Source organism: Olsenella sp. SW781 (assembly GCF_012027725.1).
GTDB lineage: Bacteria > Actinomycetota > Coriobacteriia > Coriobacteriales > Atopobiaceae > Thermophilibacter.
Window position 1 is genome coordinate 131,732 of record NZ_SJOU01000005.1, and the last position, 23,549, is coordinate 155,280.

The 23,549-nt window shown below is 68.7% G+C and carries 19 protein-coding genes; 9 read left to right on the forward strand and 10 right to left on the reverse strand.

Translation table 11 applies throughout. The features are described from left to right. Positions 1-4: 4 nt before the first annotated feature. The gene (locus E0L17_RS04460) at positions 5-1,774 is read left to right on the forward strand and encodes an ABC transporter ATP-binding protein (protein WP_167930050.1); all 1,770 of its coding nucleotides are present in this window, start codon (positions 5-7) and stop codon (positions 1,772-1,774) included. Then, on the forward strand, positions 1,767-2,513 hold the full coding sequence (locus E0L17_RS04465; protein ID WP_167930051.1) for an energy-coupling factor transporter transmembrane component T family protein: 747 nt from the start codon (positions 1,767-1,769) through the stop codon (positions 2,511-2,513). Before E0L17_RS04460 ends, E0L17_RS04465 begins: the two co-directional genes overlap by 8 nt. Positions 2,514-2,715: 202 nt before the next feature. Here E0L17_RS04465 and E0L17_RS10905 read toward each other — a convergent pair whose 3' ends face one another. The 4 genes from E0L17_RS10905 to E0L17_RS04485 form a co-directional block, all read right to left on the reverse strand. Then, positions 2,716-3,627 (reverse strand): PepSY domain-containing protein, encoded by a 912-nt coding sequence (locus E0L17_RS10905; protein WP_206109003.1) that lies wholly within the window; start codon positions 3,625-3,627, stop codon positions 2,716-2,718. Between the two features lie 130 nt (positions 3,628-3,757). Beyond that, positions 3,758-4,567 (reverse strand): anti-sigma-I factor RsgI family protein, encoded by an 810-nt coding sequence (locus tag E0L17_RS10910; RefSeq protein WP_206109004.1) that lies wholly within the window; start codon positions 4,565-4,567, stop codon positions 3,758-3,760. After that, positions 4,564-5,304, reverse strand: coding sequence for a sigma factor (locus E0L17_RS04480; protein WP_167930052.1), 741 nt, complete (start codon positions 5,302-5,304; stop codon positions 4,564-4,566). Before E0L17_RS04480 ends, E0L17_RS10910 begins: the two co-directional genes overlap by 4 nt. Positions 5,305-5,554: 250 nt before the next feature. Next, positions 5,555-6,346: a 7beta-hydroxysteroid dehydrogenase gene (locus E0L17_RS04485; protein WP_167930053.1), complete on the reverse strand. Its 792-nt coding sequence runs from the start codon at positions 6,344-6,346 to the stop codon at positions 5,555-5,557. A 347-nt stretch (positions 6,347-6,693) separates the two neighbouring features. Here E0L17_RS04485 and recQ point away from each other — a divergent pair, with 347 nt between their 5' ends. Beyond that, positions 6,694-8,583: a DNA helicase RecQ gene (recQ, locus tag E0L17_RS04490; RefSeq protein ID WP_167930054.1), complete on the forward strand. Its 1,890-nt coding sequence runs from the start codon at positions 6,694-6,696 to the stop codon at positions 8,581-8,583. Positions 8,584-9,057: 474 nt separating this feature from the next. Here recQ and thpR read toward each other — a convergent pair whose 3' ends face one another. Further along, the gene (thpR, locus tag E0L17_RS04495) at positions 9,058-9,582 is read right to left on the reverse strand and encodes an RNA 2',3'-cyclic phosphodiesterase (protein WP_167930055.1); all 525 of its coding nucleotides are present in this window, start codon (positions 9,580-9,582) and stop codon (positions 9,058-9,060) included. Between the two features lie 141 nt (positions 9,583-9,723). On the opposite strand from thpR, the gene E0L17_RS04500 reads away from it, so the two are divergent. The 4 genes from E0L17_RS04500 to E0L17_RS04515 all read left to right on the forward strand — a co-directional run bounded on the left by E0L17_RS04500 (position 9,724) and on the right by E0L17_RS04515 (position 15,354). Next, a complete protein-coding gene (locus E0L17_RS04500) occupies positions 9,724-12,255 on the forward strand; it encodes a ribonucleoside-diphosphate reductase subunit alpha (RefSeq protein ID WP_167930056.1) in 2,532 nt (843 codons plus the stop codon). 133 nt (positions 12,256-12,388) lie between these two features. Further along, positions 12,389-13,435, forward strand: a complete 1,047-nt coding sequence (locus E0L17_RS04505) for a ribonucleotide-diphosphate reductase subunit beta (protein ID WP_353652949.1) — start codon at positions 12,389-12,391, stop codon at positions 13,433-13,435. 274 nt (positions 13,436-13,709) lie between these two features. Continuing rightward, positions 13,710-15,029 carry a Y-family DNA polymerase gene (locus tag E0L17_RS04510; protein WP_167930057.1) on the forward strand — a complete coding sequence of 440 codons (1,320 nt, stop codon included), beginning with the start codon at positions 13,710-13,712 and terminating at the stop codon, positions 15,027-15,029. Further along, the gene (locus tag E0L17_RS04515) at positions 15,022-15,354 is read left to right on the forward strand and encodes a YolD-like family protein (RefSeq protein ID WP_167930058.1); all 333 of its coding nucleotides are present in this window, start codon (positions 15,022-15,024) and stop codon (positions 15,352-15,354) included. The genes E0L17_RS04510 and E0L17_RS04515 overlap by 8 nt, the downstream gene beginning before the upstream one ends. A 134-nt stretch (positions 15,355-15,488) precedes the next feature. Here E0L17_RS04515 and E0L17_RS04520 read toward each other — a convergent pair whose 3' ends face one another. Together E0L17_RS04520 and E0L17_RS04525 are read right to left on the reverse strand one after the other, a co-directional pair. Continuing rightward, on the reverse strand, positions 15,489-17,003 hold the full coding sequence (locus E0L17_RS04520; RefSeq protein ID WP_286163289.1) for an aminotransferase class I/II-fold pyridoxal phosphate-dependent enzyme: 1,515 nt from the start codon (positions 17,001-17,003) through the stop codon (positions 15,489-15,491). Positions 17,004-17,111: 108 nt separating this feature from the next. Beyond that, positions 17,112-17,870: a class I SAM-dependent methyltransferase gene (locus E0L17_RS04525; RefSeq protein ID WP_167930059.1), complete on the reverse strand. Its 759-nt coding sequence runs from the start codon at positions 17,868-17,870 to the stop codon at positions 17,112-17,114. A gap of 63 nt (positions 17,871-17,933) precedes the next feature. Between E0L17_RS04525 and nth the strand changes: the two genes are divergently transcribed. Next, positions 17,934-18,596, forward strand: a complete 663-nt coding sequence (gene nth / locus E0L17_RS04530; protein ID WP_167930060.1) for an endonuclease III — start codon at positions 17,934-17,936, stop codon at positions 18,594-18,596. Positions 18,597-18,692: 96 nt separating this feature from the next. Here the strand turns inward: nth and E0L17_RS04535 are convergent, their stop codons facing one another. Together E0L17_RS04535 and E0L17_RS04540 are read right to left on the reverse strand one after the other, a co-directional pair. Then, a complete protein-coding gene (locus E0L17_RS04535; RefSeq protein WP_167930061.1) occupies positions 18,693-21,203 on the reverse strand; it encodes an excinuclease ABC subunit UvrA in 2,511 nt (836 codons plus the stop codon). A gap of 1 nt (position 21,204) precedes the next feature. Further along, positions 21,205-21,624, reverse strand: coding sequence for a peptide deformylase (locus E0L17_RS04540; RefSeq protein ID WP_167930062.1), 420 nt, complete (start codon positions 21,622-21,624; stop codon positions 21,205-21,207). A gap of 407 nt (positions 21,625-22,031) precedes the next feature. Between E0L17_RS04540 and E0L17_RS04545 the strand changes: the two genes are divergently transcribed. Next, on the forward strand, positions 22,032-22,616 hold the full coding sequence (locus E0L17_RS04545; RefSeq protein ID WP_167930063.1) for a tRNA (cytidine(34)-2'-O)-methyltransferase: 585 nt from the start codon (positions 22,032-22,034) through the stop codon (positions 22,614-22,616). A gap of 159 nt (positions 22,617-22,775) precedes the next feature. On the opposite strand, the gene E0L17_RS04550 is transcribed toward E0L17_RS04545, so the two are convergent. Next, entirely contained in the window at positions 22,776-23,534 is a 759-nt protein-coding gene (locus E0L17_RS04550; RefSeq protein ID WP_167930064.1) for a MerR family transcriptional regulator, read from the reverse strand. Positions 23,535-23,549: the final 15 nt, after the last annotated feature.

Here is a 23,549-nt window from a genome sequence, read left to right on the forward strand (position 1 = left end):
TCTCATGACCGAGGATTCGCCCACGATAATCCGGCTCGACGACGTCTCATTCACGTACGCGGACGCCGTCGAGCCGGCGCTCGACCACGTCTCCCTTGAGATTCCCGAGGGAGGCTTCGTCGGCGTCATCGGCCCCTCGGGCGCCGGCAAGTCCACGCTCGCCGCCCTGCTCTCGGGGGCCATCCCCCACCACTACCGGGGGACCCTCTTCGGCTCCACGCTCGTGGACGGCCGCGACACCTGCGAGGTCACGCTCACTGACATCTCCCGCGTGGTGGGCAGCGTGGCCCAGGACATCGATTCCCAGATGGTCGCCTCCGCCGTGGAGGACGAGATGCTCTTCGGCCTTGAGAACTTCGGCGTGCCGCACGACGAGATCGAGGCGCGCATCGAGGGCGCGCTCGAGGCGTGCGGCGTGCTCGACCTGCGCGGCCGCGAGATCGCCACGCTCTCCGGCGGCCAGAAGCAGAAGGTCGCCATCGCCGCCATCCTGGCCCTTCGCCCGCGCGTCCTCGTGCTCGACGAGCCCACGGCGGCGCTCGACCCCGCCTCCTCCACGGCCGTCTTCGAGACGCTCCGCGACCTCAACGCGGAGGGCGTGACCGTCATCGTGGTCGAGCAGAAGGTGGCGCTGCTCACCGCCTACTGCGACCGCGTGATGGTCCTGAGCGAGGGTCGCGTCGCCTTTGACGGGGCGCCGCGCGAGGTCTTCTCGCACGCCGACGAGCTGCGCGCCCTCGGCGTGGACAGCCCGCGCGTGGCGCGCGTCTCCAACAGCCTGGCACAGCATGGCGTCATGCCGCCCATGCCCCCTTGCCTGAGCGTCGAGGAGGCGGAGGCGCTCGTGGCCGACCTCGTGCGCGGCCGCACCGGGCGCGGCGCCGACATCGCCCCCTTCCGCGCGGGCTCGCGCCACATCCCCGCCGCAGCGACGCGCGCGCCCGGGGCCGAGCCCGTCGTGAGCTTCCGCGACGTCTGCTTTGCCTACCCGGGGAGCGGCGCCTGCGTGACCGACCTCAGCTTCGACGTCTATCCTGGCGAGCTGGTGGGCGTCATCGGCCAGAACGGCGCCGGCAAGACCACGCTCACCAAGCTCCTGAACGGCCTTTTGCGCCCCTCGTCCGGCTCCATCCGCGTGGCAGGGCTCGACATGCGCGACACGCCCACGAGCACCGTGGCCGCGCACGTCTCGACGCTCTTCCAGAACCCGGACCGCCAGATCTGCAAGGACACCGTCCTCGAGGAGGTCGCCTTTGGCCTCGAGCTCACGGGCACGCCGGCCGACGAGGCCCGCGAGCGCGCCCGCGCGGTGGCCGAGCGCTTTGGCCTGCCGCTCGACGAGGCGCCCTTCTCGCTCTCCCGCGGGCAGCGCCAGATGGTCGCGCTTGCCTCCGTCGTGGTGATGGAGCCCGAGGTCATCCTCCTCGACGAGCCCACGAGCGGCCTCGACTACCGCGAGTGCATGACCGTCATGGAGACGGTGCGCGAGATGGCCGACCGCGGCTGCGCCGTCGTCATGGTCTGCCACGACATGGAGGTCGTCTCCGACTTCGCGGAACGGCTCGTGGTCATGGCGGACGGGCGCATCCTCGGACAGGGCGAGACCCCGGAGGTCTTCGCGGACGTCGAGCTCATGGACCGCGCCCGCGTGGAGCCGCCGCAGATCATCGCCCTCTCGACCGCGCTCGCGCGCGACGTCTCGCGCGAGTTCGCGGGCGTGAGCCAGGTCTCGGGCATCGTCGACCTCGTGAAGGAGCTGGTCAGCCATGATTAACATCATCGACTACGTTCCCGGGCAGACGCTCCTCCACCGCCTCAACCCCGTGGCCAAGCTCGCGTTGGCCGCCGCCATCATCGCGGCCACCTTCCTCGCGGACTCCTACGCCCTGCTCCTCGGCCTTCTCGCCCTCACGTTTGCGCTCGCGGCGTACGCCGGGGTGGCCGGAAGGCTCGCCCCCCTGCTCAAGGTGCTCATCCCGCTTGCCGTGGTGATGTTTGCGCTGCAGCTCGTCTTCGTGCGCACCGGCGCGCCCGTCTGGGGGGTCGTCACCACCGACGGCCTGGTCACGGGCTCCAAGGTCTGTCTGCGCCTGCTGGGCGTGGCGCTGCCGCTCATACTCGTGCTCATGGTGACCAAGCTCACCGACCTCGCCAACGCGTGCGTGGAGGTGCTCCACGTGCCGTACCGCTACGCGTTCACGTTCACCACCGCGCTGCGCTTCGTCCCCGTGTTCTCCCAGGAGATGAACGCCATCATGGAGGCGCAGACGGCGCGCGGCGTGCAGTACGACACCAAGAACCCCTTCAAGAAGCTGCAGCTCATGCTGCCCCTCTGCGTGCCCCTGCTCGTGAGCTCCGTCGGCAGGACCGACGCCACGGCGCTCGCCGCCGAGCAGCGCGGCTTCTACCTGCGCACGCGCGAGAGCAGCTACAAGCGCTACCCGCTCGCCGCGCGCGACTGGCTCGCGCTCGCGTGCTGCGTGGCGCTCATCGCGCTCGGCGTGGCGTTCTAGGGCCCACGTAGGGCCCGCGACCGACCGGCGACCCGGCACCCCCGGCACGCCCGACCCACGATTAACGCGCACTCGTGCACGTTCTTCTCGCGTTTCCCCAGTTGGGCGAGAAAAACCCGTGCACGAGTGCGCGTTAATGGCCCAATGAGAGATGAGGCGGGCGCCCCGAGAGGCGCCCGCGCGCATTCGATGCCGTTAGCGGCTAGTCGTCGTAGCGGTCGTCCAGGTCGTCGTCCCAGTCATCGCGGTCGTCGTCGCGTTCATCGCGGTCGTCGTCGCGGTCATCGCGGTCGTCGTCCCAGTCGTCGCGGTCATCCCAGTCGTCATCGGCGTCGTCCCAGTCGTCGTCGCGGTCGTAGCCGTCATCGTGCCAGTCGTCCCAGTCGTCGCGGTCGTCCCAGTCGTCGTTGCCGTCGATGTCGGCTTCGAGAACCTTGCCCGTGCGGGCGTCGACCTCGTACTCGTACTCAACGCCGCCGGAGGTGAACTCCATCTCGTAGACGCCGTCATCGAGCTCGTACTCGTGGTCGTTGAAGGAGGCCTCGGAAAGTCCCAGCTGAGAGAGCACGATGTCCTTCGCCGCGTCCAGGCCGATGTAGCCGCGGTCGTCCAGCTGCTCGGGGGCCACAGCGAGCGCGTCGGACTCCAGCCCGAAGCCGCCCACCGTGCTGCGGACGTCGTCCTCTATTCCGCGCAGGAAGTCGTCCCCCGGATAGCCCGACCCCTGCTCGAGCTTGACCACCACGTTGCGGTCGTGCCCGTCAACGGTCTGGTTGAAGTGGCCGGCCTCGTAGATCTCCCCCACGAGCTCGGAGACGACGGTGCGGCACTCCTTGCCCCGGTAGTCCGAGTAGCCGCTCACGACGCCCCTGCCCTCGTCGTTCACGCCCTCGATCCCGGTGACGAGCCCCGCGTCGTCGTACTCGATCTCGATCTCGGGGTTGACGCTCAGGAGCAGGGTCCCCGCGGCCTGCGCGACGGGGGTCTCCCCCGCGCCGCCCGCCGACTGGTTGGCGGGGGCGGTGGGGGCGGTTCCGCATCCGGCGAGAACTGCCGCAAGGGCGGCGCCCATCGTGGCGGTGGCGAGGATGCGCTTCAGGCTCGTGGTCTTCATGGTGTCCTCCTTGGGTGTCGGGAAGCCTCTTCTTTGCCTTGCAGTGAGAGGTTGCGTGGGCACCTTCTCAAAACCGGGGTCACCGGAAATTTTTTTCGGCGGCCCCGGGCGAGAAGAACATCAGGCCGGTCTAGTCGTCATCGTCATCGTCGTCGCCGTCGTCATCCCAGCCGTCATCGTCGTCATCCCAACCGTCGTCGTCATCGTCGTCATCCTCGTCGTCGGCCCCGTCATCGTCGTCCTCTCCCCAGTCATCGTCATCGACCACGGGAGGCGCGGCCACCTCAGTCGAGGGCTCGGGGGCCGTCACCTGTTCGGCCTGGGGCGCGGGCGCGGCATCCTCGGTCCCGGTGGCACCCGTCACCACCACTCGGTGGTCGAGGTGCACCTCGAGCTCCACGATCAGCCGGTCCTCGGTCGCGGTCTTCCACTCCTCGTCGTCGGACTCCACCGTGAGCTCGATCGTCCCGCCGTCATCGAGGTAGCCCTGATCCTCGGCGCGGTCCGCGAGGTCGTCCGAGACCTCGTCGATCGTCCGGCCGTAGTACGCAAACCCCTCGATGAGGTCGTCGCCGTCATCGTTCTCTCCGTCGAGCCCCACCACGCGGTCAAGGCGGTTGACCGCGATGCTCACCTCGGGGTTGATGCTCATGTAGACCGTGCCCACCGGCACCTGCCAGACCGCGGCGCCGGCGACCACGGCCGCGGCGAGGCAAGCCGCGGCAGCCAGCAGCGCCACGCGGCGCCCGCGCGTTCTTCTCGCCCGGCGCGCCTCGAAGGGGATGACGTCGGCTTCCCCGAACGGGCTCCCCTCGAAGGCGACGACGTCGTCGACCTCCTGCCCCACCTCGTAGCCGAGGTTGGGGACCTTCACGAAGCGGCCCTCCTCGTCGAGCGCCACGGCATAGCTCGCGGCGCATTCCATGATGAGGTAGCTCATCGAACGTCACCTCCCGTCGGCCCCACGATCTTGTGGAGGTGCCCGCGGATGATGTCGTATCCGTTGGTGTAGGCCACGAGCAGCGCCACGAGGTAGCGTCGGTGCCGCTCGAGCGTCTTGCGCTCGACGCCCGCCCCGCGCGCAAGCTCCGCGATGGGCAGCTTGCCCGTCTCGGCGACCCTGTCGAGCAGCTCCCGGCGACCGCGCGCGTACGCAAGGGCACCCCGGCACGCCTCAAGGGTCCGCTGCTGGCGGGGGCTGTTCTCGGCCACGTCCGCGAGGCTCACCCCCAGGCGCTCGAGCTGGCGGGCAAACTCGGCGATCTCCGCCCGGCTGGCGCGGCGCGTCTCGCGCTCCCCGATCTCGTCGCGCTCCGACGCCAGCCGCTCCACGAGCGGGCGGTCGTCCCCGTCATCCGCGCCGCCGGCACGCTCGTCCAGCGAGGTCACCTCGGCATGGCGACGCTCCCGGCGCCGGAAGTCAATCAGCCGGTTCCTCACGCTCATGGACGCGAGGGGCAGAAACGCGCCCCGCGCCTCGTCGTACGCAAGCACCGCCTCGTGAAATGCGAACATGGCGATCCCCAGCTCGTCGTCTCCCTCCCGCGCGGGCCGGCCCGTGAACCGGGCCGTCTCCGCCTTGATGAACGGAAGGTAGTCGCGCACCAGGCCGTCCGCTGCCCGCGAGTCGCCCTTCGCGGCCCGGACGCGGGCGGCCAGGTCCTTGTCCCGTCTCATCGTCCCCCCTCGGCGATAGAGTGCGCACGGGGCATCCCGTTTTCGGGGTCGCGCCATGAATTCGTCTGAACTTTTTCAGGTTACCGGGGTTATCCGCCTGCGATGTAAGCGCAGCGTAAGGGGTCGCGGACGGTTGCCCGGAGGCGCATGGCACGCACCCCGCGCGATTCCCCCGCGCATCCTCCCGGGATGGCAAGAGGGACTTCGCGCGGGGTGCGCGCTACGAACGACCCAATTTGTCGCGCGTCCGCTACTCCGAGTAGAACGACCCCATGTAGCGGATGTACTCGTCCTCGGTGTGGTTGGCCTTCCAGTCGTGGACGGAGGCCTTGTTGCGCTCGCCCGCGATCACGGAGAGCTCGTGGCCGAGCTTCTCAAAGGCCTCGTCGACAACCTCCTCGGGCGTCTGGGCGATCTTCATGACGGCCTCGCCCTGGGGGCCGCCCGGCAGGTTGGAGAGCAGGCTCGGGGTGAGCGTGGTGCCCAGCGTGATGACCTCCACGTCCACGCCGGTCTTCTCGCACTCGCAGGCCACGGCCTCGGTCATCTTGAGGATGTAGGCCTTGCCGGCTCCGTACTGGCCGTTCCACGGGGAGCTGGAGATGCCGGTCATGGAGGAGACGTTGATCACCGCGCCGCGGTCCTGGGCGGCGAAGATCTGCATGTAGTGATAGAAGCACTTCATGAACGTGACCACGTTGACGTTGATCATGGCCTGGTGCTTCTCCCAGGGGGTGTCCTGGATCTTGCCGAAGGAGTGCAGGCAGGCCACGTAGCTCATGAAGCCCATGTCGAGGCCCTCGGTCGCGGTGAAGACGGTCTCGGCGGCCCCCTCCTCGGAGAAGTCGGCGCGCACCACCTTGGTCGCGACGCCGTAGTCGGACTCGATCTGCGCGGCGAGCTCGCGGAGCTTCTCCTCGCGGCGGCCCACCATGACGACGCTCATGCCGCCGGCGGCGACCTTCTCGCAGAACGCCTTGCCCACGCCCTCGGTGGCGCCGAGGATGACCGCCCACTCGCCGTACTTCTCGCGCAAGTTCATGAATGTCCCTTCGTCGGGTTCGCTGGATGCGCCGCCATGATGGGGCATCGCCGGGCGGACGCGGCCCCCCAATCCGCGGGCGGTAGCAAACGAGGCCGTGGTCAGACGCCGTACGCGCGCGTGCGCGAAGCGCTATAGTGTCACACAGATAGCACTCGGGTGGGCACTCGTCCGGCGTCTTGCGATTAACGCGCACTCGTGCACGGGTTCTTAAATGCCAACTGGGAAAACGCGAGAAGAACCGTGCACGAGTGCGCGTTATTTCTCGTTCCCAGGAGTCAGCCGCCCGGCTCGTCCGTCCGGCCCGAGGCGTACCATGGCGTAAGACACACGTCACGAGGAGCGCCATGACCACACCGCCAACCGCCCTGGACATCCTGCGAGAGACCTTCGGCTACCAGAGCTTCCGCCCGCACCAGGCGGAGATCGTCGACGCCGCGCTCTCCGGGCGCGACGTGCTGGCCGTCATGCCCACCTCGGCCGGCAAGTCCATCTGCTACCAGGTGCCGGCGCTCGCCCTCGCCGCGCGGTCGGGAGGGCTCACGCTCGTGGTGTCGCCGCTCATCTCGCTCATGGCGGACCAGGTGGGGGCGCTGCGCCAGGCGGGCGTGGCCGCGTCCTACCTCAACTCCACCCTCTCCGCCGCCGAGCGCGCGAGCGTGCTCCACGGCATCGCCTCCGGCGCGCTCACGCTCGTCTACGTGGCGCCGGAGCGCCTCGACGACCCGGCCTTCGCGGAGACGGTCGCCGCGCGCGGCGTGGCGCTCGTCGCCGTGGACGAGGCGCACTGCATCTCGCAGTGGGGAAACGACTTTCGCCCAAGCTACCAGCGGATCATTGAGTTTCTTGGGGCGCTTCCCGCACGTCCGCCCGTGATGGCGCTCACGGCAACCGCCACGCGCGCCGTGCGCAAGGACATCGTGGGCGCGCTGGGCCTTGCGGACCCCTTCGTGGTCATAGCGAGCTTCGACCGGCCCAACCTCTCCTTTGCCGTCTCGCGCCCCCGCGGACGCGCCGAGAAGGACCGCATGCTCGTCGCCTTCTGCCGGCAGCGCGCCGAGCGCTCCGGCATCGTCTACTGCTCGAGCCGGCGCGCCGTCGAGGAGGTCTGCGACGAGCTGCGCGACGAGGGGCTTCTCGCCACGCGCTACCACGCGGGCCTCTCCGCGGCGGAGCGCGACCGCAACCAGGACGACTTCCTCTATGACCGCGCCCGCGTGATGGTCGCCACCAACGCCTTTGGCATGGGCATCGACAAGTCCAACGTGGGCTACGTGGTCCACTACAACCTGCCGCTCAGCCTGGAGAACTACTACCAGGAGGCCGGGCGCGCCGGGCGGGACGGAACCAAGGCGGAGTGCCTCCTGCTCTACTCCCCCGGCGACGTGCACACGGCCGAGTTCCTGCTCTCCCGGGGCGAGCCGCGCGAGGGACTCACCCCGGAGCAGGTCGAGGCGCTCGCGGAGCGCGACGCCGAGCGCCTGCGCCAGATGGTCTTCTACGCCACCACCACCGAGTGCCTGCGCGCCCACATCCTGCGCTACTTCGGCGAGGAGGCGCCGGCCTTCTGCGGCAACTGCGGAAACTGCCTCACGGACTTCGAGGAGGTGGACGCCACCACCGACGCCCTCAAGGTGGTGAGCTGCGTGGCGCGCATCGCGCAGCGCGGGCGCAGCGTGGGCGCGTCGATGATCGTGGACGTGCTGCGCGGGTCGCGCAACGAGAAGGTCCTGCGCCGCGGGTTCGACACGCTCTCCACGTACGGAATCATGGCGGACGTCCCCGTCGGCCGCGTGCGCGAGCTGATTGACGAGCTGGTCTTCCGCGGCGTGCTCGCGCGGACGGGAGGGGACTACCCCACGATCGTGCTCACGGGGTCCTCTGGCGCGTTCCTGCGTCGCGAGGCGCCCTGGGACGAGCCCTTCGTCCTCAAGGTGGCGCGCGGCGCGCCCAAGGCGGCGCACGTGCCGGCGGCACCCGACAAGACCCGGGCGGCAACGGACGTCTCCGAGCTGGACGAGCTCGGCCAGATTCTCTACGCCGAGCTCACGGAGCTGCGCGGCGAGCTCGCGCGCGAGCAGGGCGTGCCCTCCTACTTCATCTTCTCCAACGCGACGCTGGTGGACATGTGCGCCAAGCGGCCGCGGACGCGCGAGGAGTTCCTCGGCGTCTCCGGCGTGGGCGCCAAGAAGGCCGAGCGATACGGCGACCTCTTCCTCGCGCGCATCAACGGCTGAGCGCGGACGGGAGTGTCGCCGCAGCCCCGCGGAGCGGCCGTGCGGAGGGTTGGCGACGTTTCCGCGGGCGGAAGCGTCGCCTAGGCCCCGCGGCGCGGCTGTGCGGGTGGTTCGCGACACTCCGGAGAGCCAGACCGTCGCGAAGGCCCCGCAACCCGGCCGTGCGGGCGGTTCGCGACGTTTCCGCGGGGCAGACCGTCGCCAAGGCCCCGCAGCTCCGCCGTGCGGGCGGTTTGCGACACTCCAGCGGGCGGAAGCGTCGCCTAGGCCCCGCGGCGCGGCTGTGCGGGTGGCTCGCGATACTCCGGAGAGCCAGACCGTCGCGAAGGCCCCGCAACCCGGCCGTGCGGGCGGTTCGCGACGTTTCCGCGGGGCAGACCGTCGCGAGGGACCCGCAACCCGGCCGTGCGGAGGCGTCGCGGCGCCCCGGCGAGAAGAACCGCGCTTCGCGGCCCCAACCCCGACCGCGCCCGCTCAGAGACCTACCGTGTAGAGCGGCTTGTAGCGAGCGCCGGACGGCCCGAGGATGCTTCGGAAGAGCGTGACGTCACGGGCCTCGTCGGGCAGCGGAAACGCCAGGTCCCCGAGGTCGCCTCGGGGCATGCGGGCACGTCGCGCAAGCGTGACGTGCGGCAGGAAGTCCTTCTCGTCATAGGTGAGGCCGCGAGCGGCAAGCTCTGCCCGCACGCGCGCGGCAAGGCTCTGGAGCTCGTCGTTCTTCTCGATGCCCAGCCAGAGCGTGGCGTCACGCCCCCGCCCGAAGGTCCCGAGCCCGGCCGCGGCGAGCGGGACCGGTCCCGCGCCTGCGCACGCGGCGTCGAGCGCCGACATGGCGCGCCGCGCGTCCGCCTCCCCCACCTCGCCGAGAAACGCCAGCGTGAGATGGCGGTTCTCGGCCGGCACGAACCGGCCCGCGCACGCGGCCTCGAGGCACCTCACGAGCGCGTCTACCTCGTCCGCAAACGCCTCCGGCAGCTCAAGCGCAATGAATGCCCTCATGCCAGCCTCCTCACCACGGGCCGGACCGACATCCCGAGGGTATCATGTCCGGCACCCCTCCTCGCTACCCAAAATGCCACCGATTGACTATCATTAACGGCCACCGGACGATAGGCATGGCAGCGACAGACGGGAGACCCCGTGGACATAGTGAAGAGGGACGGGCGCGTGGAGCGCTATGACGGTGAGAAGGTCATCTCGGCAGTGACCAGGGCCTTTGCGGACGGGAACGCCGTCCCCGCGCGCGAGGAGCTTGCCGCGATCCTCGCCGACGTGGAGGCCCGCCTCGGGGACGGCGCGCGCGTCGAGGAGATCCAGGACCTCGTGGAGCAGGCCCTCATGCGGCGTGGTCACTTCGACGTGGCGAAGCGCTACATCCTCTACCGCCACCGCCGCTCCGAGCTGCGCGCCGCGCGCGACGAGGTGGTGCGTGAGGTCGCGGGGGACGACGCCGCGCTCGCCCCCGAGCTCTCGGCCGTCCTCTCTCGCGCGCAGCGCGACTATCCCGACGAGGCCTACTCCCTCATCGCCCTTCTCGCCCGCCTGCGCGGCTTCCTCAAGGACGGCATGCGCCCGGACGAGCGACTCTCCGCGCTCGTCCGGGCCGCCGTCGAGCTCACGAGCCAGGAGGCGCCGCGCTGGGAGATGATCGCCGGGCGGCTGCTCTCGCTCTCCGCCCGCCGCTCCATCGCGGACGCCTGCGCGCGGCGCGGGATCTCCGGCTTTGCCGACAAGGTCCGCCACCTCGCGGACGAGGGCCTCTACGGCGCCTACATCCTCGAGCGCTACGCCCCCGAGGAGCTCGAGCGCGCGGCCGCCCTCATCCGCCCGGAGCGCGACGACCTGCTCACCTACGCCGGGCTTGACCTCCTGCTCAAGCGCTACGTCATCCGCTCGCACGACCACGTGGCGCTGGAGAGCCCCCAGGAGATGTTCCTCGGCATCGCGCTGCACCTCGCCATGGAGGAGCCCGCGGACGTCCGCATGGACTGGGTCGGCCGCTTCTACGACGCGCTCTCCACCCTGCGCCTCACCATGGCCACGCCCACGATGGGCAACGCCCGCAAGCCCCAGCACCAGCTCTCCAGCTGCTTCATCGACACCGTCCCCGACAGCCTCACGGGCATCTACCGCAGCATCGACAACTTCGCCCAGGTCTCCAAGTACGGCGGCGGCATGGGCATGTACCTCGGCAAGGTCCGCGCGCAGGGCGGCTCCATCCGCGGCTTTGCCGGCGTCGCGGGCGGCACCACCCGCTGGATCCGCGTGATCAACGACACCGCCGTGGCCGTCGACCAGCTTGGCATGCGCCAGGGGGCCGTGGCCGTCTACCTGGACGCCTGGCACCGCGACCTTCCGGAGTTCCTGCAGCTGCGCACCAACAACGGCGACGAGCGCATGAAGGCGCACGACGTCTTCCCGGCCGTCTGCTGGCCCGACCTCTTCTGGCGAATGGCCGAGAAGGACCTGGACCAGGACTGGTACCTCATGTGCCCGCACGACATCCTCGTCGCGAAGGGCTACGCGCTCGAGGACAGCTTCGGCGAGGAGTGGGAGCGCCGCTACTGGGACTGCGTGGCCGACCCGCGCATCAAGAAGCGCGTCATCTCCGTCAAGGACCTCGTGCGCCTGGTGCTGAGGAGCGCCGTCGAGACGGGCACCCCCTTCGCCTTCATGCGCGACGCCGTGAACCGGGCCAACCCCAACCCGCACGCCGGCGTCATCTACTGCTCCAACCTCTGCACGGAGATCGCCCAGAACACCTCGGCGATCGAGGAGGTGAGCCGCGAGGTCGTGGGCGAGGACGGCGACACCGTGGTGGTGACCACCACGCGCCCCGGCGACTTCGTGGTCTGCAACCTCGCGAGCCTCACCCTGGGCCGCATCCCCGTTGAGGACGACGACGCGCTCGCCGAGGTGGTGGAGACCGCCGTGCGCGCCCTCGACAACGTGATTGACCTCAACTTCTACGCCCTGCCCTACGCCCGGCTCACCAACCGGCGCTACCGCTCGGTGGGGCTCGGCGTCTCCGGCTACCACCACCTGCTCGCCCGCCGCGGCATCTCCTGGGAGAGCGACGAGCACCTCGCCTTTGCGGACGAGCTGTTCGAGCGGATCGCCTACCACGCCATCGACGCCTCGGAGCGCCTGGCCGAGGAGCGCGGCTCCTACCCGCTCTTCCCCGGCAGCGACTGGGCCACGGGCGCCTTCTTCGAGAAGCGCGGCTACGCGTCCGATCGCTGGCGCGAGCTCGCGGGACGCGTGGCCGAGCACGGGATGCGCAACGCCTACCTGCTCGCCGTGGCCCCCACGAGCTCGACCTCCATCATCTCCGGAACCACGGCCGGCGTGGACCCCGTCATGCGGCGCTTCTTCCTCGAGGAGAAGAAGGGCTCCATGCTGCCGCGCGTGGCACCCGACCTCTCGCCCGAGACCTACTGGTACTACAAGCCCGCCCACCTCGTCGACCAGCGCTGGAGCGTGCGCGCGGCCGGGGTTCGCCAGCGCCACATCGACCAGGCGCAGTCGGTGAACCTCTACATCACCAACGACCACACCATGCGGCAGGTGCTCGAGCTCTACCTCGAGGCGTGGCGCTCCGGGGTGAAGACGATCTACTACGTGCGGAGCAAGTCGCTCGAGGTCGAGGAGTGCGAGAGCTGCAGCAGCTAGCGTCCCTCGCGGCATAGCCGCCGTTCTTCTCGCCGTGCTCAAGCAGCTTGCTGCGCAAAACTGCGCGCGGCGAGAAGAACGGCGGCCTCTCGAGTCGAATCTTTACAACCGTTTCTAGACGCAGGAGGGAATCGTGACCGAGAAGCTTACGAGAACGCCGTTGTTCAACCCGGGCGGGGACACGGACGTGAGGCTGCGGAGGATGATCGGGGGCAACACCACCAACCTCAACGACTTCAACAACCTCAGGTACCCGTGGGTATCCGACTGGTACCGCCAGGCGATGAACAACTTCTGGATCCCCGAGGAGATCAACCTCTCCCAGGACGTGAAGGACTACCCGCGGCTCTCGGAGGCGGAGCGCACGGCCTACGACAAGATCCTCTCGTTTCTCGTGTTCCTCGACTCGCTGCAGTCCGCGAACCTCCCCAACGTGGGCGAGTACGTCACGGCCAACGAGGTCAACCTGTGCCTGCACATCCAGGCCTTCCAGGAGTGCGTCCACTCGCAGAGCTACTCCTACATGCTCGACACGATCTGCTCCCCCGAGAAGCGCGACGAGATCCTCTATCAGTGGCGGACCGACGAGCGCCTGCTGGCGAGAAACACCTTCATCGGCGAGCAGTACAACGAGTTCCTCGAGCATCGGGACGCCTTCACCCTGCTCAAGGTCATGATGGCCAACGTCATCCTCGAGGGCGTGTACTTCTACTCGGGGTTCATGTTCTTCTACAACCTCGCGCGCAACGGCAAGATGCCCGGGAGCGCCCAGGAGATCCGCTACATCAACCGCGACGAGAACACGCACCTCTGGCTCTTCCGCAACATGATCGTGGAGCTCCAGCGCGAGGAGCCGCAGCTCTTCACGCCCGAGCGCGTCGACGTGCTGCGCGGCATGCTCGAGGAGGGCCTGCGCCAGGAGATTGCCTGGGGGCGCTACGTGATCGGGGAGAGCATCGACGGCCTCACGGGGCAGATGGTCGAGGACTACATCCGCTACCTCGGCAACCTCCGCTGGCACTCGCTCGGATTCGGCACGCTCTTCGAGGGGTGCGATCGCGAGCCGGCCGACATGGCCTGGGTCTCCCAGTACAGCAACGCAAACATGGTCAAGACCGACTTCTTCGAGGCCAAGAGCACCGCCTACGCCAAGTCCACCGCCCTCGTGGACGACCTGTAGGCGCCGAGGCCGTGCGAAGGGGACAGGCGTGCAAAGGGGACAGGCACTTTTGCACGCTGGGACAGGCGTGCAAAAGTGCCTGTCCCCTTTGCACGCCTGTCCCCTTCGCGCGGCCCCCCTTGCACGCCTGTCCCCTTTGCACGCCCCCTTTGCACGGCCCCGCACCAAACCGAACGAGTGTTGCAGAAATGGTGAGCGCCCCGGGCACGATGATTTGCGTCCGGGGCGCGTTGCATCATGGTCTCACGATAAGAACGTCTGTTTGGGAGCAGCTATGGAGCACGCCTATCTCTGCATCGATCTCAAGTGCTTCTATGCCTCCGTCGAGTGCGTGGACCGCGGGTACGATCCGTTCGAGCGGCGCCTCGTGGTGGCAGACCCGACGCGCGGGTCCAAGACCATATGCCTCGCCGTGTCCCCCGCCATGAAGGCGGCGGGGGTGCGCAACCGCTGCCGCGTCTTCGAGATACCGGACGGGGTCTCCTACGAGATGGCCAAGCCGCGCATGCGGCGCTACATGGAGGTCTCGGCCAACATCTACGGCCTCTACCTCAGGTACTTCTCGCCCGAGGACATCCACGTCTACTCGGTCGACGAGGTCTTCATCGACGCCGGCCCCTACCTGGCACTCTACGGCAAGGGACCGCGTGAGCTCGCCGTGGAGCTCATCGGGCTCGTTCGCCGCGAGACGGGCATCTGCGCCACGGCCGGCATCGGGACCAACCTCTTCCTCGCCAAGGTCGCCCTCGACGTCACGGCCAAGCACGCCCCGGACAACATCGGCGAGCTCGACGAGGAGCGCTTCAAGTGCCTCATCTGGCCCCACCGGCCGATCACGGACATCTGGGGGATCGGCCCCGGCATCGCGCGCCGGCTCGCCGCGATGGGGGCGCATGACCTTGGCGGCGTGGCCCTCCTTCCCGAGAAGGCGCTCTACGACGAGTTCGGCATCAACGCCGAGCTGCTCATCGATCACGCCTGGGGCATCGAGCCCTGCACCATGGCCGAGATCCACGCCTATCGGCCCAAGGCGACGTCCACGTGCAACGGCCAGGTGCTCGCTCGCGACTACGACTTCGACGAGGCGCGCGTCGTCCTGCGGGAGATGGTCGACGCCTCCGTGCTCGACCTCGTGGAGAAGGGCGTGGTCTGCGGGCACATCTCGCTCTCCGTGGGGCATGCCATCGAGCGCGGCTGGGACGACGCGCCGACGCGGACCTTCACGGGCGAGCACGGCACGCGGCGCATCGGTCGGGACATGCCGCGCTCATCCGCGTCGCGCAAGCTCGGGGAGCTCACCAACTCCCGCTCGCGCCTCTCGCGATACTTCCTTGACCTCTATGACGAGGTCGTCGATCCCAACCGCCCGATCAGGCGCCTGAACATCGGCATGGGAGGGCTCCTACCGGAGGAGCTGTCCTCGATCACGCTCTTCACGGACCCGCAGGCCGAGGGGGCCGAGCACCGGCTCGCCGAGGCCACCATCGCGGTGAAGCGGCGCTTTGGGAAGAACGCCCTCGTCCGCGGCGTCAGCTACCGGCCCGGCGCCACCGGGCTCGAGCGAAACGTGCAGGTTGGGGGCCATCATGAGTAGGGATGGGGCGCCGAGGCGCCATGCCGAGCGCGCCGCGCAGTTCATGCCGTTCGCCGCGCTCACCGGCTACTACGACCTCGTGCGGGAGCGCGAGCGCGTGACCGAGCCACGCCGCGAGCCCTCCGAGGAGGAGGCCGCGCGCATCTCGGCCGAGCTTGCCGCCGTGCACAAGGGGTGGCTCGTCCGCGTGACGCACTACGAGCACGACGCCTACGTCACGACCGAGGGCATCGTGACCGGCATGGACCCCGTGGCCCGCGAGCTCACGGTCGTGCGGCGGCGCATCCGCTTCGACGACATCTGGAGCGTGAGGCCGATTCCCTAGCCCTGCCAGCGGCGTCAGGTTTATTTGGCGTGCCAGCGGCGTCAGGTTTATTTGGCACGCGCATCATGCGCGTGCCAAATAAACCTGACGCCGCTGGCACGCCAAATAAACCTGACGCCGCTGGCACGCCCCGCTTAACCCTGACGGTAGTGAGCGAAGAAGTCCGCGAGATCGGTCATGGCCTCGCGCAGGACCTCCATGCGCGGCAGGTAGACGATGCGGAAGTGGTCGGGCTCCGGCCAGTTGAAACCGCCGCCACGCGTGATGAGGATGCGCTTCTCGTGCAGCAGGTCGAGCGCGAACTGCTCGTCGTCGGTGATGTTGAACTTCTTGACGTCAATCTTGGGGAAGATGTAGAACGCGGCCTTGGGCTTCACGGCCGTGATGCCGTCGATTGCGTTGAGGGCCTCGTAGACGTAGTTGCGCTGCTCGTAGACGCGCCCGCCCGGCTCCACGTATCGCTCCACGCTCTGGTAGCCGCCGAGCGCCGTCTGCACGACGGACTGGGCGGGCACGTTGGAGCACAGGCGCATGTTGGAGAGCATGTTGATGCCGTAGACGAAGTCGCGCATGCAGCGCCTGTTGCCCGAGAGGACCATCCAGCCGATTCGGTAGCCCGCGATCATGTGGGACTTGGAGAGGCCGGAGAACGTGACGCACGGCAGGTCGGGCGCGAGCGAGGCGATGGAGACGTGCTCGTGACCGTCCATGCACAGGCGGTCGTAGATCTCGTCCGAGAAGATCATGAGCTGGTGGCGGCGCGCGATCTCCACGATCTGCTCGAGCACCTCGCGCGGGTAGACGGCGCCCGTGGGGTTGTTGGGGTTGATGATGACGATGGCCTTGGTGTTGCTCGTGACCTTGGACTCCATGTCGGCGAGGTCGGGGTTCCACTCGGCCTGCTCGTCGCAGAGGTAGTGCACGGGCGTGCCGCCGGCGAGCGTGGCGCACGCCGTCCAGAGCGGGTAGTCGGGGCTCGGGATGAGAATCTCGTCGCCGGTGTCCAAAAGGGCGTTCATGCAGAGCTGGATGAGCTCGGAGACGCCGTTGCCCGTGTAGATGCCATCCATGCTCACGTTGGGAAGGTGCTTGAGCTGGGCGTACTGCATGATCGCCTTGCGTGCGGAGAAGAGGCCGCGCGAGTCCGAGTAGCCCTCGCACTCGGGCAGCTGCTGGCGCATGTCGTGGACGACCTCGTCGGGCGTGCGGAAGCCGAAGGGCGCCGGGTTGCCGATGTTGAGCTTCAAGATGCGCAGGCCCTCGTCCTCCATGCGGGCCGCCTCGTCGGCGACGGGTCCGCGGACGTCGTAGAGGACGTTCTCGAGCTTTGAGGACTTCTTGAACTCTCGCATGGAAGTGCTCCTTTGCTGACGCGGGATACGGGAAGCGGTCTCGTTCGCGGTCTCAGGCCGCGCGGCAGCTCGCGTGCCCTCCCCCGTGGCAAGCCAGCCCTCCTCCACCTCGAGAATGTCGGCGAGCAGGCGCACCACGTTCGGGCGTGGCCCGACCTTGCCGCTCACGTATTGGCTGACCTGGCTCTTTCCGAGCTTCTCGCCCTTCTCGGCGGCCATGTGGATGAGGTCCGCCTGCTTGAGCCCCCGCTCGGCCATGACGGCGCGCAACCGGTCCGCGAGCGTCCCCTGAGCCATCATACCTCCTTGAGTTCAATTTCGGTAACGATTTTGAACTTCGTTTGAAACAGTTCAATGCGGAAACTCTATCACAAGGATAAATTGAACTCCAGAGAGCGCCTCAGATCAGCCAATCTTCACAGCGCGCATACGCAGGCGCACGTAGTCCGCATACCACACGTCGCCCCGCAGCATCTCGCGCCGCAGCCCCTCGACCGCCTCGGCGACGATCTCCCCCGCCACCGCCTCGTCCACACCGTCGAAGGGCCGTCGCACGAACATGTGAATCCAGTCCGCCATGCCATCCGGCCCCTTGAGCGCGGCGGGCCTGTCAAAGAGGGCGGCGTCCGTCACGCGCATGCCCGCAGCCTCCACGAGCGGGGCGTACTCGCCGACCGTCGGGAAGTAGAACGGCATCTCGTAGACGAGGCCGCGCCGCCGGAAGGAGTCTGCCAGGGCGGCGTGGATGCGCGCCCCGCACCCATGGCCTCCGCACTCAAAGACGAACTGACCGCCCGGCCTGAGCGCCGCGGCAACGTGCGAGAGCATCTCGGGATGTCGCTCGCGGTCGATCCAGTGCAGCACGGCGTTGGAGAAGACCACGTCAACGGTCCGCTCGAGCGTGAAGCTCGTCGCATCACCCTCAATGAACCGCAGCTCAGGATGACTTTTGCGCGCGAGCGCAAGCATCTCCGGCGACGCGTCCATGCCAAACGCGTCGAGGCCGCGCTCGCGCAGCTCGGCCGTCAGCGTGCCGTTTCCGCAGCCAAGGTCGAGGCACGTCTCGCCGGGCTGCACGTCAACGAGGCCGACGACGTCCCTCCCGTACGCGGGAACGAACGAGAAATCCCGCTCGTATCCGCCCGCATTCCAGCCGATGTTCATGACTCCCCCGTTCTTCTCGCCTATCATCCCGTAGTATGAACCCAAACCACCAGGAGGGGCATCATGCCGAGAGAGACCAAGAAGGCCAAGGTCGAGCGCGCCGTCGAGGTGTGCCGACGCCTTGACGAGAAGTACGGCCCGGTCGAGTGCTTTCTCGACCACGCGAACCCGTTTCGCCTGACCATCGCCGTCCTGCTCTCCGCGCAGACCACGGACGCGCAGGTCAACAAGGTGACGCCCGCGCTCTTTGAGCGCTTTCCCACGCCGGAGGCCATGGCCGCCGCCACGCCCGAGGAGGTCTCCGAGTACATCCACAGCCTCGGCTTCTACAAGTCCAAGGCGCGTCACTGCGTGGAGTGCGCGCAGATGATCGTCTCCGAGTTCGGCGGCGAGGTCCCGCACACGATGGAGGAGCTCACGAGGCTGCCCGGCGTGGGGCGCAAGACGGCCAACATCGTCATGAACGTGGGGTTTGGCATCGTCGAGGGCATCGCGGTGGACACGCACGTCAACCGCATCGCGCATCGCCTCGCGCTCTCGCCCAAGACGCACGAGAAGGAGCCGCTCAAGACCGAGCAGGACCTGCTGCGCCTTTTGCCGCGCGAGCTCTGGGGGCCCGTGAACCACCAGTGGATCAAGCACGGCCGTGACACCTGCGTGGCACGCGGCCCGCGCTGCGACGGCTGCGTCCTCGAGGACATCTGCCCGAGCGCCCACCGCTGCTGAGTCGTGAGACAAGGGGGAGACAAAGGGGACAGGTTCATTTGTCTCATTCGTTTTGAATGAGACAAATGAACCTGTCCCCTTTGTCTCCCCCTTGTCTCACAGGTAGCGGCCGGTGACGCTGTCGGGGCAGGCGGCAACCTCCTCGGGCGTGCCGGCGCAGACGATGCGACCGCCCTCCTCGCCGCCGCCGGGACCCATGTCGATCACGTAGTCCGCGTTGCGGATCACGTCGAGGTCGTGCTCGATCACGATGACGGTGGCGCCCGCCTCCACGAGCCGCTGGAACACCGCAAGCAGCGTCTGCACGTCGAGCGGGTGGAGACCGATCGTGGGCTCGTCAAAGACGAAGACGGCGTCATCCTGCGCGCGGCCCATCTCGCTCGCGAGCTTGAGGCGCTGCGCCTCGCCGCCGGAGAGCGCCGGCGTGGCCTCGCCGAGCGTGAGGTACCCCAGGCCCAGGTCGTGAAGCACCTGCAGTCGCGTGGCAACGCGCCGCAGATCAGGACAAGCATCGAGCGCCTCGTCCACGGAGAGCGCCATCAGCTGCGGCAGCGTGAGGCCCGTACCCGCAGGCTCGCCCTTTCGCGGACGGTGCACGGCGTCTGCCGCCGCGGCATAGCGCGACCCGCGGCAGTCCGGGCAGGGAATGTCCACGTCCGGCAGGAACTGCACGTCGAGCGAGACCTCGCCCGTGCCGTCACAGGTGGGGCAGCGCAGGCGCCCGGTGTTGTACGAGAAGTCCCCCGCCTTGTAGCCGGCGGCGCGGGCCTCGTCGGTGCGGGCGTAGGCACGCCGCAGCTCGTCGTGGACGCCCGCATAGGTGGCCACGGTGGATCGCACGTTGATGCCGATCGGCGTGGCGTCGATGAGGTTCGCGCGCCGCACGCCCTCGGCGTCCACCCAGCGCACGTGCGCGGGCGGCCGCTCCCCCGCCGCCGCGGCGGAAAGCGCGGGCACCAGCGTCTCCAGCACGAGCGTCGTCTTGCCCGAGCCCGAGACTCCCGTCACCACCACGAGCCGCCCGCGCGGCACCTCCACGTAGAGCGGGCGCACGGTATGCAGCGCCGACGTCTCCATCGAGATGGTGCCGAGGTCGAACATCTCCCCCGCGTCCGCGCGCGGCCGCGAGAGCACGTCCTTCTCGCCCGTGAGGAAGCCGCCGACGCGCGAGGCCGGGTCCGCCGCCACCTCGGCCACGGTCCCCTGGCAGATCACGCGCCCGCCGTCCGCGCCCGCGCCGGGGCCCAGCTCGATGAGGTGATCCGCCTCGGCGAGGATGCGCGCGTCGTGGTCGACCATCACGACGGAGTTGCCGTCCACCAGAAGGTCGCGCATGACGCCGAGAAGCCCGTCCACGTTGGCGGGGTGCAGTCCGATGGACGGCTCGTCGAGCACGTAGAGCACGCCCGTCGTGCGGTTGCGCACGGCACGGGCCAGCTGCACGCGCTGGCGCTCGCCCGTTGAGAGCGTTGCCGCCGCGCGGTCGAGCGAGAGGTAGCCGAGCCCCAGGTCCAGCAGGCGCCGCGCCGTGTGCCGGAAGGACTCGCAGATGCTCTCCGCCATGGGCCGCACGTCGTCCGGCAGCCCGGCGGGCACCGCGGCGACCCAGGCCACCAGCTCGCCGAGCGTCATGGCCGTGGCGTCGACGAGGCTGATCCCCGCCACGCGCGGGGCGCGCGCCGCCTCCGAGAGGCGCGTGCCGCCGCAGTCGGGGCAGGGCCCCTCCGTGAGGAAGCGGCTCACGCGCTTGAGGCCCTTCTCGTCCTTGACCTTGGCGAGCGCGTTCTCCACGGTGTAGACCGCGTTGAAGTAGGTGAAGTCCAGCTCGGCGAAGTCGTCGCCCTTCTTGGGGCGATAGAGGATGTGCTTCTTGACGGCGGGACCGTGGAAGACGATGTCTCGCTCCTCGGGCGTGAGCTCGCTAAACGGCACGTTGGTGCGTACGCCCATGGCGCCGCAGACCTGCTTCATGAGGTCCCACATGAGGCTGCCCCAGGGCAGCACGGCGCCGTCGTCGATGGAGATGGACTCGTCCGGCACGAGCGAGGCCTCGTTCACCGTGCGCACGATGCCCGTGCCGCCGCAGGCGGGGCATGCGCCGGTGCTGTTGAAGGCCAGGTCCTCGGCTCCGGGGCCGAAGAACTTCTCGCCACAGGCGGGGCAGGCGATGGGCTGGTCCGTCGCCACCGCCGTCGAGGGCGGGACGTAGGAGTCGCAGTGCGGGCAGCGATGGCTCGCCACGCGCGAGAAGAGCAGGCGCAGGCTGTTGAGCAGCTCGGACATGGTGCCGAAGGTGCTGCGCACGCCCGGCACCGCCGGCCGCTGATGGAGCGCCAGCGCCGCCGGCACGTACCGGACGTCGTCGACGGCGGCGTGCCCCGCCTGTGTCATGCGGCGGCGCGTGTACGTGGAGAGCGACTCCAGGTAGCGTCGGCTGCCCTCGGCGTAGAGCACGCCCAACGCGAGCGAGCTCTTGCCGGAGCCGGAGACCCCGGCCACGCCCACGAGCTCGTTCAGCGGGATGTCGACGTCCACGCCCTTGAGGTTGTGCACGCGGGCGCCGCGAACCTCGATGTGGTCGGGCGCCGCGCCGCCGCGGGCGGGCATGCTAGACCAGCTTGCCCTTGCAGTGGTCGACCATGTGCTGGATCATCTGCGCGGTCCAGCCCATGTAGTCGCGACGACGGGGCTTGAGCTGGCCGTCCACGAGCTCGTCGAAGGACACCTTGATCTTGGCGAAGCGCGTCACGCGCACGGGCTCCTCGTGGGAGAGGCAGGCCTCCTCGACCTTGGCGCCGCCGAGGCCCATGAGGACCCTGGGGTTGTACATGACGTGGGCGTTGCCGTCGTCGTCCTGGTAGGCGATGACGGCCTTGGTCACGCCGATCTGGTTGGCGGCGAGGCAGACGGCGTCATCGATGGACGCGAGGGTGTCAACGAGGTCCTGCGCCACGACGGCATCCTCGGCGGTGGCGGGCTCGCACGGCACGGAGAGGACGGCCTCGTCCTTCACCAGCTCCTTGATCATGGGAATCCCTTTCGATTGGGGTATGCTGCACTGGCAATTATAGCGACCGCACAGCACGACTCCGGACTGAGCCCTTGGGCGCAGACTCATCCACCTTCTGACGCATGCGTTTCCACGGAAGCCGGCGGCAAGGTGCGCAGTCACCGGGATAGTGCGAAGCTCGGGGGCGTGTGCTGTGCAGTCACCGGGATAGTGCGAAGCGTTTTTGGGCCCACCTCAAGTACCCCCTCAACAAAAGCTCAGTTGAATGTATCTAGTATTTAATTACAATGAGCGAATCTGAGGAAATTGCTTCACACTATCCCGATGACTGCATTACGCACGCCCCCGAGCTTCGCACTATCCCGGTGATTGCACACCGATTTCAGGGACGGCGGACGCCCCGACCAACCGAGAGGGAGACAGGCTTGTTCAACGTCGTGCTCGTAGCTCCGGAGATCCCGGCGAACACCGGAAACATCGGCCGCACCTGCGTGGTCACGGGCTCGCGGCTGCACCTCGTGGGCCCGCTCGGCTTCTCGCTGGACGAGCGGGCGCTGCATCGCGCGGGCCTCGGCTACTGGGAGAGCCTCAATGTCACGGTGTATGCAAGCTGGGATGAGTTTGTCGAGAGGAACGGGCTCTCCGCAGACGACTCGCGCCTGCACCTCCTCACCAAGAAGGCGCGCCGCACCTATGCCGAGGCGCGCTACGCCGACGGGGACTTCCTCGTCTTTGGCTGCGAGAGCGTGGGGCTGCCCGAGGCCCTTCTCGCGGCGCACGCGAGTCGCTGCGAGCGCATCCCCATGCTGCCGGACGCCGCATCGCTCGACAACGCGGAGAGCTGGCACGCGCCGGGCGAGAAGGACGGGCACCCTGCGCTGCTCGCCCGGGACGTCTGCGGCAACTTCGTGAACCCCGAGGACTACCGCATCAGCGCGCTCAACCTCTCGAACGCCGCGGCGATCGTGCTCTACGAGGCGCTGCGCCAGACGGGCTTCCCGGGGATGTAGCCGGCCGCACGCCCGCCGACGCCCCCACCGCCCCTCGTGCCGACCGCGGACGTTGGGCGAGAAGAACGGGCCGCCTGGAGCGACACGCAAGGCGTCGCGGCCAGGCGGCCCGCTGGCTTCTGGGGGTCGCCGCGTTCCCGCCGAGCGCGGCCGCAAGCGTCAGGCGATCAGCTCGTCCTGCTCGGCCGCGCGGTCCTCCGGAAGGGAGAGGGCCTCGGCCCCCGCAGAGGCGAGATACTCGTCGACGGAGCGGCGCAGCTCGTCGAGCGACTCGCGGTCGGGGACCGTCGTCGAGTCGTCAAGCGGGATGAACTCGCTCGGGCGATGCTGTCCCAACCGGTCGCAGAGGCGCACGTAGCGAAGGGCGATCTCATGCGCCCACGGGTCGTCCGGCGAGACGCCCGCCGCCATGAGACCGAGCGCCGTCACGATGACGTCCTGCCACTGCGCGAGCTCGTCCCGACCGTCGGCGGGCTGGCGGGAGTCCTGCTCGTGCATCGAGTGCCTGAGCGTGGACGGGTTGGACCCAGCCTCGTCGATGAGCCCGGCGATGCCCGCCCAGTCGGGGCTCTCGCCGTCGCTGACCTGCGCCCTGAGGGCGCGGAGGGCGGACATGCGGTGCATGAGCCGCACGAGGTCGCGCCCGAGCAGCTCGACCTGCCGGTCGATGAGCTCCGAGAGCTCGACGCCGTCGAGCTTGTGCGCGAGCACCTTCCTGATGTCGGAGAGCGAGTTTCCCAGGAACTTGAGGACGAGGATCCTCTGCAGCTCGCGCTCGTCCTCCTCCGAGTAGAGGCGACGGTTCTGCGGCCCCTTGGCGGAAGGGGCGAGCAGCTTCTGCTGATCATAGAACTGCACGGTGCGCACCGTCACCCCGGCGCGCCGCGCGAACTCTCCAACGGTCCAATACTCTGACATCTCTGCCCCCTCGCG

Coding starts and splice junctions, on each gene's coding strand:
- E0L17_RS04485 (WP_167930053.1), bottom strand. CDS start 6,346: ATGAACTTGCGCGAGAAGTACGGCGAGTGGGCGGTCATCCTCGGCGCC.
- E0L17_RS10910 (WP_206109004.1), bottom strand. CDS start 4,567: ATGAGCTACCTCATCATGGAATGCGCCGCGAGCTATGCCGTGGCGCTC.
- E0L17_RS04465 (WP_167930051.1), top strand. CDS start 1,767: ATGATTAACATCATCGACTACGTTCCCGGGCAGACGCTCCTCCACCGC.
- E0L17_RS04535 (WP_167930061.1), bottom strand. CDS start 21,203: ATGCCCGCCCGCGGCGGCGCGGCGCCCGACCACATCGAGGTTCGCGGC.
- E0L17_RS04510 (WP_167930057.1), top strand. CDS start 13,710: ATGGAGCACGCCTATCTCTGCATCGATCTCAAGTGCTTCTATGCCTCC.
- nth (WP_167930060.1), top strand. CDS start 17,934: ATGCCGAGAGAGACCAAGAAGGCCAAGGTCGAGCGCGCCGTCGAGGTG.
- E0L17_RS10905 (WP_206109003.1), bottom strand. CDS start 3,627: ATGAAGACCACGAGCCTGAAGCGCATCCTCGCCACCGCCACGATGGGC.
- E0L17_RS04540 (WP_167930062.1), bottom strand. CDS start 21,624: ATGATCAAGGAGCTGGTGAAGGACGAGGCCGTCCTCTCCGTGCCGTGC.
- E0L17_RS04520 (WP_286163289.1), bottom strand. CDS start 17,003: ATGGCTCAGGGGACGCTCGCGGACCGGTTGCGCGCCGTCATGGCCGAG.
- E0L17_RS04460 (WP_167930050.1), top strand. CDS start 5: ATGACCGAGGATTCGCCCACGATAATCCGGCTCGACGACGTCTCATTC.
- E0L17_RS04480 (WP_167930052.1), bottom strand. CDS start 5,304: ATGAGACGGGACAAGGACCTGGCCGCCCGCGTCCGGGCCGCGAAGGGC.
- E0L17_RS04515 (WP_167930058.1), top strand. CDS start 15,022: ATGAGTAGGGATGGGGCGCCGAGGCGCCATGCCGAGCGCGCCGCGCAG.
- thpR (WP_167930055.1), bottom strand. CDS start 9,582: ATGAGGGCATTCATTGCGCTTGAGCTGCCGGAGGCGTTTGCGGACGAG.
- E0L17_RS04550 (WP_167930064.1), bottom strand. CDS start 23,534: ATGTCAGAGTATTGGACCGTTGGAGAGTTCGCGCGGCGCGCCGGGGTG.
- recQ (WP_167930054.1), top strand. CDS start 6,694: ATGACCACACCGCCAACCGCCCTGGACATCCTGCGAGAGACCTTCGGC.
- E0L17_RS04525 (WP_167930059.1), bottom strand. CDS start 17,870: ATGAACATCGGCTGGAATGCGGGCGGATACGAGCGGGATTTCTCGTTC.